Source organism: Janthinobacterium sp. B9-8 (assembly GCF_000969645.2).
GTDB lineage: Bacteria > Pseudomonadota > Gammaproteobacteria > Burkholderiales > Chitinibacteraceae > Iodobacter.
Map to the genome: position 1 here is coordinate 2,469,604 of NZ_CP014222.1, position 15,876 is coordinate 2,485,479.

Here is a 15,876-nt window from a genome sequence, read left to right on the forward strand (position 1 = left end):
GAATAGAGAAAGTTTACGCCGCCGTATTAAACGCCTCTAGCTTGGCTTCGACTACGGAAAAATTCCACACTGGGTAAGCAGGCAAGCCATTTACATAAGGAGGAATCGCCTCGCCCATAATCAAAGGTGCAAAATAGGTGCGCGCTGCTGGCGTGATATGAAAGCCATCGGCGCGGATATATTCAGCAGGCAGGTGTTTCTCGTGATTCGCCACTTCTTCCAGCTTCACCGAGCCAATCGTCCAAGCATAAGGCGCGTCACTGGTGCGAACGATGGTAGGCATCACGCCACGCTCACCGGCCAGTGCAAACTTCACGGCGGCAGTGCCCACGGCCATGGCTTGATCCACATCAGTTTGCGAGGCCATATGGCGCGCTGCACGTTGCAGATAATCAGATACGGCCCAATGGCATTTATGACCTTGGGCGGTTTTGATCAGCTGCGCCAAGTAAGGCGCTACACCGCCCAGCTGCGCATGACCAAAGGCATCGGTGCCACCCGCTTCGGCAACGAACTTGCCTTCAGCATTTTTAATCCCTTCCGCAGCCACAATCACGCAATAGCCTTCACGGGCAATGGTTTCTTCAACAGCCGCAAGGAAAGTAGCCGCGTTAAATGTGACTTCCGGCAGCAAAATCAGGTGCGGTGGCAAGTTGCCTTCGCCCGATGCTAGGCCGCTACTTGCGGCAATCCAGCCGGTGTGACGGCCCATGACTTCCATAATAAATACTTTGGTACTGGAGCCGCACATCGACGCCACATCCATACCCGCTTCGCGGATGGATGTGCCCACATATTTAGCCACCGAGCCAAAGCCGGGCGAGCAATCCGAATGCGGCAAATCGTTATCAATGGTTTTAGGCACATGAATTGCGGTGAGATCATAGCCAAGGTATTCGGCATGCGCGGCAATTTTTAAGCAGGTATCAGCAGAATCGCCACCACCGTTATAAAACAGATAGCCAATATCGTGCGCGGCAAAAATTTCAAACAAACGAGTCAGCTCACGGCCAAAGCGCAGCTTATGGCGGCAAGAGCCAAATGCACCGCCAGGGGATGCGGCCAGCGCGGCCAAATCGGCTTCACTCATGCAGGCGGTATCAATCAGCTCTTCGGCCAACACACCTAATACCCCGTTTTTGGCAGCAAATACGCGGCCAATCTGATCCGGATGAGCGCGGGCGGCTGCAATCACCGCAGCAGCGGATGCATTAATCACAGGGGTTACACCACCCGATTGGGCGTAAAGCGCGTTTCTGGCCATGAGCGTTTCCAAAAGATAAATTCTAGGCGCGTATTTTGCGCGTTGCAGCATGTTTAGTCATCGGGGCTTTTTGCATTAGGGTTTTTCAGCATGGCAAAAATGCAAGATAACTTACACCAACTGCCTTACTAAAATACCGAAGAGCTGCTACACGCAACGAGATGCCAAAAACTCCTCATCTTTTCTCTTCTGATAAATCTATACTGCAGATCAGCGCCTTTTTAATGGGGGCCGTATGTTTAATGAAAGTAATTACACGATATTAGTTGTTGATGATCTATCTGAAAATTTACTAGTAATTAGTAATTTGCTGTCTCCACACTACCGTGTGCTTGCTGCACCATCGGGAGAGAGGTGTCTGCGCATCCTTGCCACCCAAGCTTTACCCAGCTTAATTTTGCTGGATGTCATGATGCCGGGCATTGATGGCTATAGCGTACTCAAGCAGCTACAGGCCATGCCAGAAACACGGGATATTCCCGTTATTTTGCTTACAGCTCTGGCTGATACAGGCAGCGAGGAGCTGGGCTTGCAGCTGGGTGCCGTCGACTACATCATTAAGCCGATTAAACCCAGCATTGTATTGGCAAGAGTGCGCACCCAGCTGGAAGCCAAACAGGCACGCAGCTGGCTTAAAAATCAAAATGCGGCGCTGGAAGCAGAGATTTCACGCCGTATGGCTGAAAATGAGATTACCCAGCAAGTGAGCATCCGCGCGCTCGCCCATCTTGCCGAAACCCGCGATCCTGAAACAGGCAACCATATTCTTCGCACACAAAGCTATGTGTACTTATTAGCGCTCAAGCTGCAAGAACACCCGCGCTTTGCCGAAACCTTAACCCCACGCTATATCAATGTACTCAGCCGATCTGCCCCGCTGCACGATATTGGCAAGGTAGGGATTCCTGATTATATTTTGCTCAAGCCCGGCAGCCTAAGCGCAGAAGAATGGCTGATCATGAAAACCCACGCCCAACTGGGCAGCGAGGCCATTGAACAAGCCGAACGCGATATCGAGCAACCCGTCGCGTTTCTCACTTTAGCGAAAGAAATTGCCCACTGGCATCATGAAAAATGGAATGGCAGCGGCTACCCGGATGGATTAGCGGGCGATGATATTCCGCTCTCCGCACGGCTGATGGCGCTGGCAGATGTATTTGATGCGCTGATTTGCCGCAGGGTTTACAAGCAAGCGCTACCTTATGAGGAAGCTAGACTGATGATTAAATCGGGGAGTGGCAAGCATTTTGATCCTGATATTGTGCAGGCTTTTCTCGATCACTTTCCAGAATTCACCGCCATTGCAGAACGTTATACAGACTGTGTCTAGGATACAGCGATGCAAAAAGAATTTAATCAAACCTTATCTCACATTCTCAAGATTGCACTCACTTATGCTGCAATCGCAGGGCTGGGTGTAGTACTCAGCAGCAAAATAATAGAGATGCTGTATGCCCCGACACATTCCTTTGAAGGGCTGACAACGCTCAAAGACTGGCTGCTGATCGTTTACAGCGTATTACTGCTCTATGTGATGTGGAAGCGCCTGCCCGAAAGTGAAAACGGGCTCAATCCAAAACAACATACCAGCTATGGCAACAAACTAGGGATCTCATTTTCTCTGTTAGCGCTGGTGATTCTATTGCTCAGCGGCGCGGGCATTGCCTATCGGGTCAGCCAGATAGAAAAAATAAACGAAGCCAGAATACAAATCGTCACCGATGTAAAACTCAGGCAAATAACGGATTGGCTAAAAGAGCGGGAAGGTGATGCAGAGCTACTCAAAACTAGCCAAATCTACGCCACGCTCTATCAAAACTGGCATCAGACAGATGATCTAAGCAGCAAATTAAAGCTGCTTACCCGGCTGGAGCAATTTGGCAAAATCAAAGGATTCAGTGCCGCCAGCCTGCTAGATTCCGAAGGGAAACTGCTCTGGAGCTCATCGCTGCCCGTATTACAGAATTTGCCCAACTATCACGCTACGCTGCACACCGCGGCTCAATCAAAAAAAGTGCAGAGAATCGGCCCCTACCCCGACGCTAAAGGCCAGCCCAGCTTAGATTTTATTGCCCCGCTTACCGCCATAGCCGGGCCAACGCCCTTTATTGTTTTGCATAACCATACCGATCACTGGCTCTCTGCCATACTGCAAACACAGCCCCTCCCCGGGCCACGCAGTGAATCTTTATTATTTAATAAAGAAGACAATCAACTGGTTTTATTAAACGGCCCTCATTTTGGCCAAAAAATACCTGCCATCCTCCCCTTGCAAAGCACCCAGCGTTTACCAGATAACCTGCCTCTGAGCAAAACGCTTAGTGGCAAGATCATCCGCCCTGGCAAAACCATGGGCATCCTTCGTGCAGTGCCCAATAGCAACTGGGTTTTACTCACCCAAATAGATCAATCCGCGCTTTACAGTGAGATCATCAAAGATTCTCTGTGGATTAGCTTGGCCGCACTATTAGCACTGCTCATGATGCGTACCGGCTATGTGATCTTGAAGCAGCAAGAACAATTAGTTTTAGCCACCAATATGCGCCAATTACAAACCGAGCATTTGCAGTCTGTAAAACTACTCTCCACCATTGCAGACAGCTCTGAAGACGCCATTTTTGCCAAAGACCTTGAAGGCCGCTACATCCTGTTTAATCGCGCGGCCTGCCGTTTTGTAAACCGGCAAAGCCAAGATATTCTAGGACTGGATGACAGAGCGATTTTTCCGCCGGATCAGGCGGAAATGCTGATGGATCTTGGCAAGCAAGTCATTCTCCGCAATACCGTCATCACGCAGGAAGAAGTGCTTGATATGCCGAATGGCCAGCGCATTTTTCTGGGCACTAAAGGGCCACTTTGCGATGAAAAAGGCAATACCATCGGTATTTTTGGTATTTCACGTGATATCACCGAACGCAAGCAAGCCGAAATGGTACTCAAAGAAAACGAAGAACGCTTTCGCGCTTTGGTAGAGCAATCACTGGCCGGCATTTATATTATTCAGAAGCACCGCCTAAGCTATGTTAACCCCGGATTTGCCAGGATATTTGGTCACGAAGACGCTCAGGCCCTGATCGCCATGGGACAGATTGAAGAGCTGGTCAGCCATAAAGACAAAGAACGAGTCCGTGGCCTTATTTTGCAGGCTGAAAATGGTGAGCTCAGTGATGTTCATTTCACTTTCACTGGACTTCAACGCAGCGGCACGCAAATTGAAGTGGAATTTTATGGCCGCAAGGTCGATGACAAAGGCCATCCGGCACTCATTGGCTTATTACTGGATATCACCGAGCGCAAAGCGGTGGAACACACGCTCACCCTCCAGTCAGAAGAATTGCTTCAGCGCAATGCCGAGCTGGAGCGCTTTAACCAAGCCATGGTAGACCGGGAGCTGGAAATGATTGAGCTCAAGCGGCAGATCAAGGAATTAAGTCTTTATCAGACTGCAAATAACAGCCCCGATCCTCTTCTGGCCAGAAAATCATGAAAGGCCTGAATCATTACAGCGCCCGTGCTCTGTACTCAAAGCGCCACCTGCTGCTGATCTACCTGCTTGCCATTATTTTGCCTTTGCTCATGCTGTGGGTAAGGAGTGAAATTACAGTTACTTTTGGCGAACAGCCCTTACTCATTCTTTTTATCTTGCCCATTATCATCAGCGCCTATCTGGGTGGATTTATACCCGGCCTGCTTAGCACCTTGATTGCAGCGGCCTGTACTGCTTACTTTCTCCCCCCCATCGACAGCTTTGCCATCAGCACGCCACACGATCTGATGCAATGGGGAATGCTGCTTATCAATGGCCTTTTATTAAGCTTTTTTAGTGAATTTCTGCATCGCTCCCGCCGCAATGAAACTGAACGCTGGCGGGAAATGAGCGCCATTCAAGATCAATTACTCCAAAGCGAGCTGCGCTTTCAAGCCACTTTTGAACAAGCAGCAATGGGCATTGCACTGGTTTCCCCCAATGGGCAATGGCTGCGGGTTAACCGCAGATTGTGCCAAATCACAGGCTATAGCCAGGACGAGCTTTTATCGCTGACATTTCAAGATATTACCCACCCAGCCGACCTACAGGATGACCAGCATTTTGTTGAACAAATGCTGGCAGGCCAGCTAGAAACATATGCCATGCAAAAACGCTATCTATGTAAAGGAGGAGAAATCACTTGGGTAAACCTAACCGTTGCCCTTGCCTGGAAAAAAAATGGCGAGCCCGATTACTTTATTTCGGTCATTGAAGATATCCAGGCACGTAAACAAGCCGAAGCCGCACTCAAAGAAAGCGAATTCATCTTAAAAGAAGCACAGCGGCTGGCCAGAGTTGGCAGCTGGAGCTGGGATATTGCTAGCAATACACACCTTTGGTCAGAAGAGGTTTATCACATATATGGCCGGGACCTCGCCTTACCCCCCGCGGTATTCCCCGAAGTACAACATTACTTCAGCGCCAAGAGCTGGATAGAGCTGGTTAAAGCGGTTGAGATCTGCCTTGCAGATGGTACGGCTTATTCTTGTGATGCGGAGGTGATTCGCCACGATGGAAATCATCGCTGGATCACCGCGCGGGGCAAAGTAAAGCGTGATCAAAGCGGAAAAATCATCGAGCTACACGGCACGATACAAGATATTACCGAGCGTAAACGCGCCGAAATAGCCCTGATCAATAGCCAGAACGAGGCTTTAGAAAAGCAAGGTCGGGCCAGGCTGGCAGCACTTAATCTGATGGAAGACGCCATGTCTGCCCGCTCGCATGCCGAAATAAGCAATGCCGCACTCAGAGAAAGCGAGCAGCGTTTACTCATGGCGCAAGAAGGCGCACATGTAGGGATCTGGGATTGGGATTTATCAAACCATCAAATCTACTGGTCGCCAGAATGCGCCAGACTCTATGACGTGGCGGCCAATACTCCGATCACAATCGCGCTCTGGCGAAGCAAAATTTATCCTGTTGACTTGGCACGCATTGACGCCCGGCTTAAAAATCGCCCAGCCAATGAAGAAGCTTTTGAAGTGGAGTTTCGTATCCGCCAAAACTCTGGCGAAATCCGCTGGCTGGTTAGCAAGGGGCGAGCCCAGTACACCCCTTACGGTAAAGCCATCCGTATCTCCGGCATTGCCTTAGATATCACTAAAAACAAACAGAACGAAGAGCAATTACGTAAATTATTTCTGGCCGTGGAGCAAAGCCCGGAAAACATCATCATTACCGATGCTGATCTCTGTATTGATTATGTAAATACCTCTTTTGTGCAAACATCCGGCTATGACAGAGACGAAGTCATCGGCCAGCCCGCGCATATTCTGCAATCGGGTCATACCCCGGAAGCCACCTATGCCGCGCTGAATAAAGCACTGCTGCTGGGCGTGCACTGGCAGGGTGAATTTATTAACCGCCGCAAAAATGGGGACGTCTATACCGTACTGGCCTCGGTTTCCCCTATTCGTCAGGACGATGGAAAAATCACCCATTACTTAGGAATACAAGAAGATATTACCGAGAAAAAACGCCTGAGCGTCGAGCTGGACCGGCATCGCTTTCATCTTGAAGAGCTGGTTTCAGAGCGAACCATCCAGCTTGCCGAAGCACGTGAAAAAGCCGAATCAGCCAATCATGCCAAAAGTGCTTTTCTGGCCAATATGAGCCATGAAATCCGCACGCCCATGAATGCCATTCTTGGCCTAACTCATTTACTCAGACGAGACGGCGTTACCCCGCATCAGGCCGAGCGGCTCAGTAAAATTAATAATGCCGCCCAGCACCTGATGTCGGTGATCAACGATATTCTTGATTTATCTAAAATTGAAGCGGGCAGGCTAGAGCTGGAGCAAAGCGACTTCTCGCTTATCGCCCTCTTTGATAATGTGTGCACACTAATCAACGATGCAGCGCTTGATAAAGGGCTAAATATCGAAACCGATACCGGCCGGGTGCCTGCATGGTTACATGGCGACGCAACCCGGCTACGCCAAGCGCTGCTTAATTACGCCAGCAATGCCATTAAATTTACCGAGCAAGGCCATATCATCCTGCGTGCTCGGGTAGAAAACGAGCAAGAAAACAGCCTGCTACTTCGCTTTGAAGTAGAGGACACCGGCATTGGCGTTAATGCAGAGCAAGCCAGCAGACTATTCCAAAACTTTGAACAAGCCGATGTATCCACCACACGCAAATACGGCGGTACCGGCCTGGGCTTAGCAATTACCCGGCGTCTGGCAGAAAGAATGTGCGGGGAAGCAGGCGTAAGACCGGCTGCGGGCCAAGGCAGTATCTTCTGGTTTACCGCCGTGCTGACAAGGGGCATCAGCCCGCAGATCGCCCCCGTCGAGCTTGCCTCCGGGCAGATGGAGTCCGAATTACGCAACCATGCTGGCGCGCAATTATTATTGGTTGAAGACAATGACATCAACCTGGAAGTCATCCTTGATCTGCTCAATGAAAGCGGCCTGATCCTTGATACCGCGGTAAACGGGCAAGAAGCACTAGAAAAAGCCAAAGTAAATCACTACGATCTGATTTTGATGGATATTCAAATGCCGGTCATGGATGGCCTTGAAGCCACCATCGCGATTCGCGCTCTGCCTAATGGAAAAAACATCCCGATCATCGCCCTTACCGCCAGCGCCTTTGATGAAAACAAACAAGCTTGCGAAGCAGCGGGTGCCAATGGCTTTATCAGCAAGCCCGTCAACCCGGAAGCCTTATTTGAAGTACTGCTCAAATGGCTGCCCCAATGCCAGATAACAGGCTCAGTGCCTGCGCCTGATGCCAGCCGGGCAAAACGGGCCAGCGAGCATATTTTTTACGAGCGCGAGCTGGCCGAACTAGCATCTCATCCGGGGCTTAATATTACAGAAGCACTAGAAAGGCTAAAAGGAAACGCTGCGAAATACCTCGATTTACTACGCCGCTTTCTAGAATCGCACGCTGGCGATATGACCTTACTTGAGGAGCATCTGCTCAAACAAAATAACAGCGAAGTCTTGCTGATCACACACACACTAAAAGGCGCAGCAGCTGTTTTAAGTATAGAGAGCGTGGCCAGTCTAGCCGAGCAGTTAGAATTCGCCTTACACAACAAAGCCCCCGCAGCAGAGCGAGATCGACTACTCCACGCCATCAATCATGAGCTCACCCAGCTAGACAGCGTGCTGAATCCACCGCCAGTAGAACAAACCTACCCGCTGCCCCAGCTGCTCACCAAGCTGGAAAACCTGCTCAGCCAGAACGACACCGCAGCCATTCCGCTTTTTGAGCGACACGCCGAACAATTTTTTAAAGCACTCGGCACCGGCGTTCAAGCGCTTGCCCGGCAAATTGGCCAGTTTAATTTTGAAACCGCCCTGGACACCTTACACAGCCTCATCGCTGCCGCACACCTTCAAGATGACTAAGCAGCCACTCTTTATTTAAACAAGATGAGGCGAAACCAGATAAGCCTGCTCGGCACGCAAACTGTAGTGTTATGTACGCAGTCGATCGCACACCTGATTCAAAACACGCCCCCCAAACATTGAGTCAATCTGGTGTAATATAGCGAAAAAATATGTCAGGTGGCGCCCAGCAAAGCACTTCACGGAGCTTCGTTTTTATACAGCACAGATGGTGGCTGTTCTGCCGTTTCAGGGTGTCTACAACTTGCTAAACCACACACTAGGCGTCCATGCTCATTCCCGCTCTCAAGTCGCAGCGCTTGGATCTCATTCCGCCCGATCACCACTGTGATTCGGCGTATCAGCGCTTCTACACCGATGCCGAGGCATCAGCAGCTTACGGCGGCCCTCTTTCGCCAGCTGTCGCATGGTCTCGCCTGGCGTATGACATCGGTGCCTGGCATCTGCAAGGGTTTGGCGTTTGGGCTCTTCGCCGCCGCGAAGACGCAGCGATCCTTGGTGTTTGCGGATTTTGGCAAGGGCGCGGCTGGCCGCGCGAGCTCACTTGGTGGCTTCTTCCCGAAGCACGCGGCCAAGGCTACGCCCTTGAAGCGTCGCTGGCCGTAATCAGGCATACCTACGCCGAGTTCGGTTGGGAGGCAGTTCAAACTTACTGTGCCGATACCAATGAACCGGCAAAGGCCCTCATCCTCCTTCTGGGCGGAGTACCAGTGGCGAGGCAAGCGTTTCCTGATGGCAACGATCGCAATATCTATCAAATTCCGTTGCCAGCGGCCTAAGCCCTCTGCCGAAAGGACGTCTTGCGCTAGAGCACATATTGGAAAAACGTATGGCAAGCAACGCACAAATGACAGGAATGCGTGACGTTTATTTGGTTGCAGCAGAGTTGTCTAGACTCGGCTTCATAGTCTCACCGACATCAAGAAGTGCTGCCGGTGCGGATCTACTTGTAACAGATCAGAAATACCAAAATGCATTCTCTGTACAAGTCAAGACCAACGCCAAGACTTTCCACTTCTGGTTAATAGGAAAGAAGGCACAAGAGACTGTATCTGAAAGCCATATATATGTCTTAGTCAACATCCGCCAGAAAAAGGGAGGAGAAGAAATTGAGTACTACGTCGTACCAAGCAAGATATTAGTAAAGAATGCAATCCATGATGGAAATTGGCCAAACATGCCTATGTCAGCCGTTAAAAATCTTCAAAACAAGTGGGATGTCTTTGGCGCCCCCATTTGAAGCACTCTAACCCAGCAATCCACACAGACGCTACGCGATAAAGCCTCGCGGAGCCCAGTGACCTCTACGTTATACGGATTCATCACATGGCTAGCGCAACAATTAAAATATTTCTTGCTCATGGTGACCCAAAACGGTTACGAACCGCAGAGCTGTCAAACTGGACAGGCAAGGCGGTTGCAGGCCCTCGAACAGAATTCGACAGCATTCTCGCTCGCGAAGAGGCGACGAATGCAGGTGTGTACTTTTTGACGGGAATGGATACCGAAACGGGAAAGCAAGCTCTATATATTGGAGAGGCTGAGTCAATTAAGAGTCGCCTCAAAAGCCACCTTGAAAAGGACTTTTGGAATCAAGTTGTTTTCTTTACAAGCAAAGACGAGAACCTGACCAAAGCACATATCCGATTTTTGGAAGGCCGCCTCATAGACGAAGCAAAACAATCTGGACGAGCCGTTCTGAAGAATGCACAATCTAGCGGCGCGAAGCTCCCTGAGTCTGACAGAGAGGATATGGAGGTGTTCTTAGAAAAAATGCAGCAACTTCTCCCAGCACTTGGCGTAGAGGCTCTAGTTCCCACTGTCGCAATAAACCCTCCCCCTGGTTCGTATGAAATGCTCTTCTGTGAGCTCAAGGGGCTGAAAGCATCAGGATACTTAACCCCAAACGGAATTGTTGTGGTTTCTGGCTCCAATGCGGTATTGCAGGAGCGCGATTCGGCCAAAAAATATCCGTGGGTCATAGCGCTACGACAAAAACTAAAAGATGATGCCACCCTCATTTCTGATGGAGAGAGATTACTTTTCACAAAAGATACGGAATTCGCGAGCCCAAGCGCTGCGGCCGTAGTTATCCACGGAGGAACAACCAATGGGCTGACTGCATGGAAAAACGCACAAGGAAAATCGCTCAAGGAAACCGAATCCATATAATAAACCGTTCCAACGGATCGTCAAAAAACGGCTCTTTTTCCTGTTCGCGGAACTCCAACATTAGGTCTCTCCAGCCCCTATGACTACCACCACCGATCAAGCGAAAATATTGGCTTTTACCGTTTATGAACTACGTCTGCTTTTAGCCAAGCATTTAGGTAGCAATGCTGTTGGTGAGCCATCGGTTCGCGCAGCAGCACATCTTGCCTATGCACTACACAATCAAGCGTTAGCTGTACTTGAGAATCGACAGTTCAACCCAACAGAGGCCATCGAAGCAATCAAAATAGTTGACCTAATGTTCGGAGAGAATTTTGTACAACAGTTTTCAGAGCTTTCAAACCGCGAGATCTAACATGGTGCTCAGCCTCGCTCCCTTCGGTTGCTACGCGATAGTTAGCTCTACGTTAGGCTTCACAAAGGGCCACCAATGAGCATCCGCGTTCTCCCATCTTCGGATCGATATGCAGTCTGCCCATATGAGGGCTCGGTTCTGTCGTTCTTCGAAGGCACCTTCGAGGCCGCCTACGTATTGCTGCATCCGTTCTTGCGCCCACACTCGATATCGATCCATCAGTTTCAGTCGGAGACGTACCCAAGCAGAGAGCAAATCTGTAAATCCTGTGATGCGGTCACTTGGGCTGACCTCCAGCGCCTTAGCGGTTTGAAATCAATCAACGAGGTAGACATCGCGCTTCGCACGCGAATTGGAGGGCTAAAGTCAAACTTTACAAGGCTGGAACTGGCAAAAACCCTGAAAACGGCCCTCGAAACAGAGGGAATTGTAGAGCCGGATGAGGGCTCATTCTCCGAGCTAACCCACAACAAAGTACTGACATTTATACAGAGCCAAGGCTATGAATGGGTTTGGATTGGCGATGAATTCTGTACTGAGCGAAAACTACATTGGATTGAAGACTTGAAGGCTCCGGACTCAGAGGCCACTCAACAACAACACTGCAATGTTTTTACTCCTGACAAGAAGCTGCTATGGACAACCCATTGGGATAGTCACTTCTCATTCTTTTGTGGTTCGCACCACACCGTTAAAGCACTCGCACACGACGCAAACTTTGAAGGTTTTGAATGCAGCCAATCTACTGAGGTCTATTGGAGTGTACGGTAATGCCTAACCCGGCAGCCCTATAGACCGGGTTAGGTTTATCAACCCGCGCTGAATTATATTGCCAAACACAAAGCACCGACTTACTTGCTTACCGCTCAGCTTAATGCCCAGCCTTAATCGTGGATTACGCCTGCGGCTAACCGCTCTACAGAACTCCAACATTGGCACCTCTAGGTTAAATTAATGAGCTACGAAGAAGAAACCGAGGACGTACCGTTCACAGCCGAAATAGAAGCTGAATTTCGGCAGATTGCTCGTGGCCGAGCTCCTGTCAAGCTGGCACAGCTAGCAGAAGCCCAAGGCGACACCGACGCATTTGCTCACCTGCCCTCTGCAGCAGCAGCGGCGTTCCATCTTGAGCAGTTTGCCGATGCCAAACAATTTGCCGAACGTGCGCTAGCCTTGGCACCAGCGTTCAAAGAGAACTGGAACTACGGCAACGCCATTCACTGCGGCCACAGTGCTTGGCCTTCTCGCTCTCAATGCTCAAAACGATACCACCGCAATCAACGAGCTATACGAATCCGGCAAAACACTAGGTTCGCCGCAACTCAATACTTTTGGGCCGACGATGCAGCTTGCTAAGGCGCTTCTAAGAATCGGCCATATTGAGCCAGTATTGACGTACCTGAACCAATGCCGGGCGTTCTGGGAAATGGGAGACACTTGGCTCGACCTCTGGGAACGCAAAATCCGAGAAGGCCATGTCCCTAATTTCTTTCAGCACAATTATGTGTAAACGAACACCCAATGTGGCACACAACCTCGCGCTTCCTTCGGTCGTTGAGTAATCCCCCGTCCCCCTTACAATTAAACAGAAAAAAACATCAGGCAATATATTTAATATGAATGTAAAATCCGACACCATAGCTACCTTAAACATCTATAAACATATTTAAAAGGTAAAAAAATGGATTTTGAATCCACCTCAGCCACTAACATTTTGGCATTTGGCTCTTTAATTACATCAACTATAGTAGCCATTTTATTTTTCATAGATAGACGCAATACAAAATACAATATCGCTAATGAATACTTAAATCAGCTTCTAACTTGGCACACTGCTGTTATTGATGTACTTATTACATTACGATATACCTCAGAGCAAATAGAAAACAAACAAGAGCTGCTGCTTAAATTGTCTTCTTTAATTGAGCAGGGTAGATTTTTTTCCCAAATATTATCCGAAATGATTTTGGAAAAGATAACCCATCTGCATATCGTGGATATCGAAATCTTGCCCTAGATTTTCTTGTAGCGTCATATAATATCTACCAAAAACCCAACTCTAAACAATATGAAAAGCAAGCCGTTTTACTGCAAAAACTATTCACATCAATTGTCTTCGAAATCACCCGCCCAAGAGAGCGACTTAAAACTATTAAAAGCCTTACTGATCAGTATTTTGTAAACAATATTTCAATAGAAGATCTAGAAGACCAGAATCACATAAATGTGATACGCAACTTTATGAATAGACCATAATAAATTTTTGATACATTTCAAAAACTGGTGCCCCCTCCCCAAAAAATACATCACAAAAATATGGGATCAGCCCTGCCATTTGGCACAAGTAACAAACCCAATTCTATCAACTTATGCAAGCTTAGCAGACTAAGTGTTTTTCGTAGGTTGGGTTAACAGCTTTATCGTGTAACCAACATTCTTTTAAGCCTAAATGTTGGATTACACGAGTTTACCCGCCCCCAAATAGACGAATAAACCAGCTAACCCAAACTACAAAATCATCATTTCCAACAGATCTTTCTTTTAACGAATTGAATAGGCATTACGTAAAATAACTTTATTTAAAGCGCTAAAAAAAAATGCCCCAACCCAAAAATGAATTACACCCCAAAAGTTGGACACCCGTCCATATTTTTAGCGCTTAATCCCGCTGACTGCCTAAATCCAGCATCACCAAGGAAATAAACATACTTGTATTCCTATAAATTTATACGCAAACCAAATCATAAAGAAAAATAGGATACCAATATAGGTTGCGTAGAGAACAACAATAACAACCCGTACATTTCTCATCAAATGCAAGACCTGCCCTCATCACCTTTTACACCCGGTAATAAGCAATCGCCGCATCCAGCTCACTGCTTAGCTGCCGCAAACGCGCACCTTCATTGGCGGTATTTTGAGCAACAGAGCTGCTTTCCTCCGACATCTGCGCCACTCGTTCCACCTGCTGCGCCATCATATGGCTAGCCGAACTTTGTTCGCGCATGGAGTCACTGATTTCACTGACCTGCACCACCACCTGATCGGCGTTCTGACGAATACTGGCAATCGCCGTGCTCGCTGCTTGAGCGCATTGCACACCATGTTCAACTTGTTTAACCGCATGTTGCATACTCAAAACAGTGGCATTCGCTTCACTTTGAATCGCACTCACCGTAGAGATGATTTCTCGCGTTGAAAGACTGGTTCGCTCGGCAAGCTTACGGACTTCATCTGCTACCACAGCAAAACCACGGCCTAGCTCCCCCGCCCTCGCCGCTTCAATCGCGGCATTGAGTGCTAATAAATTAGTTTGATCAGCGATATCTTTAATCACATTCACAACGCTATTAATGCTGGCTGTGCGCTCTTTCAGCGATTCAATTTGCTCTGCTGAAACACGCACATCCGCAGCTATTTGTTGAATACTCTGAATGGTGCTTTCAATCACATCACCACCACTTGCGGCCATCTTGCCTGCTTCACGCGCTGTGCGATCACATTCATTAGTCCGATCTGCAACCAGGCCAATACTAACGGTCACCTCCTCTACCCCTGCAGCCATGCTTGATGCCGCACCACTCACATGCTGCGATGCACTAGATAGCTCATGGCTACTTAAAGACAGCTCACTCGCCGTGCCTGTTACATCACGGCCAATTCGATGTAACTGCTGCAAGCTGCCTTGCAGTGTATCGAGCAAGCCATTTAAAGCATTCAGCGATTCAGCAATTTCATCATTTCCTATCACTTTCATACGCTGGGTGAAATCGTAATTTGTCCCTAAATTAACTAAAAAAAGGCGTAAATCCTGTAATGGCTTTTTAATGCCTTGGGTAATCCAAACACCCAAAACAAAAGCCAAAAGCAATAAGGCCCCACCCACAGTTAATGACGTAGTAATTGCATTGGATATCTGGGCTTTTACATCACTACTGGCCTCTTTGGAATAATCACGGTTATGTGCTTTTGCAATATCTAAGGCAGTAAAAAACTTTTCAGCTTGTGGGGTAACGCTTTTAGAAATATAACTGCGCGCGTCCTCTGGGGGCAGGGTCAGTGAAAAGCGTGCGCCTTCTGCAATCAGTGGCTTTAAAATGGCAAACTCTGCCACGGCCGTGGCTAGATTCTTACGATCAATATCATCATCAGCAAATTTTTCATAGCTTTGTAAAAGACGATCAACGTCTACCAGTAAGCTTTGCATTTTATTGATGTGCATCTGTTTCTGCTGAGGATCCGCTTCAATAATGTGGCTTAATTCCAAACGACGAGCCCCCATAAAGGCAAGCTCGGCATCATTAAGCGTCTCTAAGGAGGGCATTACATTTGCCACCACCTCTTCAACCAGCACATTAATTGCACTCAGCTTTAAAAAGCCAACCATAATCAACAGCAATATAGATATTGCTGTAGTTGCCACTAATAAAGTGAGCCGGTGAGTAATTTTCAAGGTTATTTCCAAAAGTAAATGATTAAAAAACACCTCACAATCTAATCTTAGCTTTTTAGACTTTCCCTGCAAGATATTTAATTACACAATGCGTGCTACGGTGCGGGCCTTTCTTAAAAATTCTATCCACCTTATTGAGGAACAGGATGGTGGGCCAGTAAAAACATTCTATTTCAAAGGTACTAAAAAAAAACGCCCCAATCAAAGATCGGGGCATTTTTGGAGCTATTTTTAGCG

12 protein-coding genes are annotated in these 15,876 nt (G+C 48.3%); 10 read left to right on the top strand and 2 right to left on the bottom strand.

Going from position 1 to position 15,876, the window contains the following annotated elements; translation table 11 throughout:
- Positions 1-13 precede the first annotated feature (13 nt).
- Positions 14-1,264 (bottom strand): 6-phosphofructokinase, encoded by a 1,251-nt coding sequence (locus VN23_RS11015; RefSeq protein WP_046350915.1) that lies wholly within the window; start codon positions 1,262-1,264, stop codon positions 14-16.
- Positions 1,265-1,499: 235 nt separating this feature from the next.
- Between VN23_RS11015 and VN23_RS11020 the strand changes: the two genes are divergently transcribed.
- From VN23_RS11020 to VN23_RS11065, 10 genes are all read left to right on the top strand, one after another.
- Entirely contained in the window at positions 1,500-2,594 is a 1,095-nt protein-coding gene (locus VN23_RS11020) for a response regulator (protein ID WP_046350824.1), read from the top strand.
- Between the two features lie 9 nt (positions 2,595-2,603).
- Positions 2,604-4,751, top strand: coding sequence for a PAS domain-containing protein (locus VN23_RS11025; RefSeq protein ID WP_046350823.1), 2,148 nt, complete (start codon positions 2,604-2,606; stop codon positions 4,749-4,751).
- Positions 4,748-8,659, top strand: coding sequence for a PAS domain S-box protein (locus VN23_RS11030; RefSeq protein WP_052746462.1), 3,912 nt, complete (start codon positions 4,748-4,750; stop codon positions 8,657-8,659). The genes VN23_RS11025 and VN23_RS11030 overlap by 4 nt, the downstream gene beginning before the upstream one ends.
- A 269-nt stretch (positions 8,660-8,928) precedes the next feature.
- A complete protein-coding gene (locus VN23_RS11035) occupies positions 8,929-9,438 on the top strand; it encodes a GNAT family N-acetyltransferase (RefSeq protein WP_046350822.1) in 510 nt (169 codons plus the stop codon).
- 38 nt (positions 9,439-9,476) lie between these two features.
- Entirely contained in the window at positions 9,477-9,899 is a 423-nt protein-coding gene (locus VN23_RS11040; RefSeq protein ID WP_156455184.1) for a hypothetical protein, read from the top strand.
- A gap of 86 nt (positions 9,900-9,985) precedes the next feature.
- Positions 9,986-10,831, top strand: coding sequence for a GIY-YIG nuclease family protein (locus VN23_RS11045; protein ID WP_046350820.1), 846 nt, complete (start codon positions 9,986-9,988; stop codon positions 10,829-10,831).
- Between the two features lie 79 nt (positions 10,832-10,910).
- A complete protein-coding gene (locus tag VN23_RS11050; RefSeq protein ID WP_046350819.1) occupies positions 10,911-11,186 on the top strand; it encodes a hypothetical protein in 276 nt (91 codons plus the stop codon).
- 75 nt (positions 11,187-11,261) lie between these two features.
- Positions 11,262-11,957 carry a DUF2711 family protein gene (locus tag VN23_RS11055; RefSeq protein WP_046350818.1) on the top strand — a complete coding sequence of 232 codons (696 nt, stop codon included), beginning with the start codon at positions 11,262-11,264 and terminating at the stop codon, positions 11,955-11,957.
- Positions 11,958-12,140: 183 nt separating this feature from the next.
- On the top strand, positions 12,141-12,542 hold the full coding sequence (locus VN23_RS11060) for a hypothetical protein (RefSeq protein WP_046350817.1): 402 nt from the start codon (positions 12,141-12,143) through the stop codon (positions 12,540-12,542).
- Between the two features lie 325 nt (positions 12,543-12,867).
- Positions 12,868-13,203 (top strand): hypothetical protein, encoded by a 336-nt coding sequence (locus VN23_RS11065; protein ID WP_046350816.1) that lies wholly within the window; start codon positions 12,868-12,870, stop codon positions 13,201-13,203.
- 822 nt (positions 13,204-14,025) lie between these two features.
- On the opposite strand, the gene VN23_RS11070 is transcribed toward VN23_RS11065, so the two are convergent.
- Entirely contained in the window at positions 14,026-15,639 is a 1,614-nt protein-coding gene (locus VN23_RS11070; protein ID WP_156455185.1) for a methyl-accepting chemotaxis protein, read from the bottom strand.
- Between the last annotated feature and the right edge of the window lie 237 nt (positions 15,640-15,876).

Coding starts and splice junctions, on each gene's coding strand:
- VN23_RS11015 (WP_046350915.1), bottom strand. CDS start 1,264: ATGGCCAGAAACGCGCTTTACGCCCAATCGGGTGGTGTAACCCCTGTG.
- VN23_RS11020 (WP_046350824.1), top strand. CDS start 1,500: ATGTTTAATGAAAGTAATTACACGATATTAGTTGTTGATGATCTATCT.
- VN23_RS11025 (WP_046350823.1), top strand. CDS start 2,604: ATGCAAAAAGAATTTAATCAAACCTTATCTCACATTCTCAAGATTGCA.
- VN23_RS11030 (WP_052746462.1), top strand. CDS start 4,748: ATGAAAGGCCTGAATCATTACAGCGCCCGTGCTCTGTACTCAAAGCGC.
- VN23_RS11035 (WP_046350822.1), top strand. CDS start 8,929: ATGCTCATTCCCGCTCTCAAGTCGCAGCGCTTGGATCTCATTCCGCCC.
- VN23_RS11045 (WP_046350820.1), top strand. CDS start 9,986: ATGGCTAGCGCAACAATTAAAATATTTCTTGCTCATGGTGACCCAAAA.
- VN23_RS11050 (WP_046350819.1), top strand. CDS start 10,911: ATGACTACCACCACCGATCAAGCGAAAATATTGGCTTTTACCGTTTAT.
- VN23_RS11055 (WP_046350818.1), top strand. CDS start 11,262: ATGAGCATCCGCGTTCTCCCATCTTCGGATCGATATGCAGTCTGCCCA.
- VN23_RS11060 (WP_046350817.1), top strand. CDS start 12,141: ATGAGCTACGAAGAAGAAACCGAGGACGTACCGTTCACAGCCGAAATA.
- VN23_RS11065 (WP_046350816.1), top strand. CDS start 12,868: ATGGATTTTGAATCCACCTCAGCCACTAACATTTTGGCATTTGGCTCT.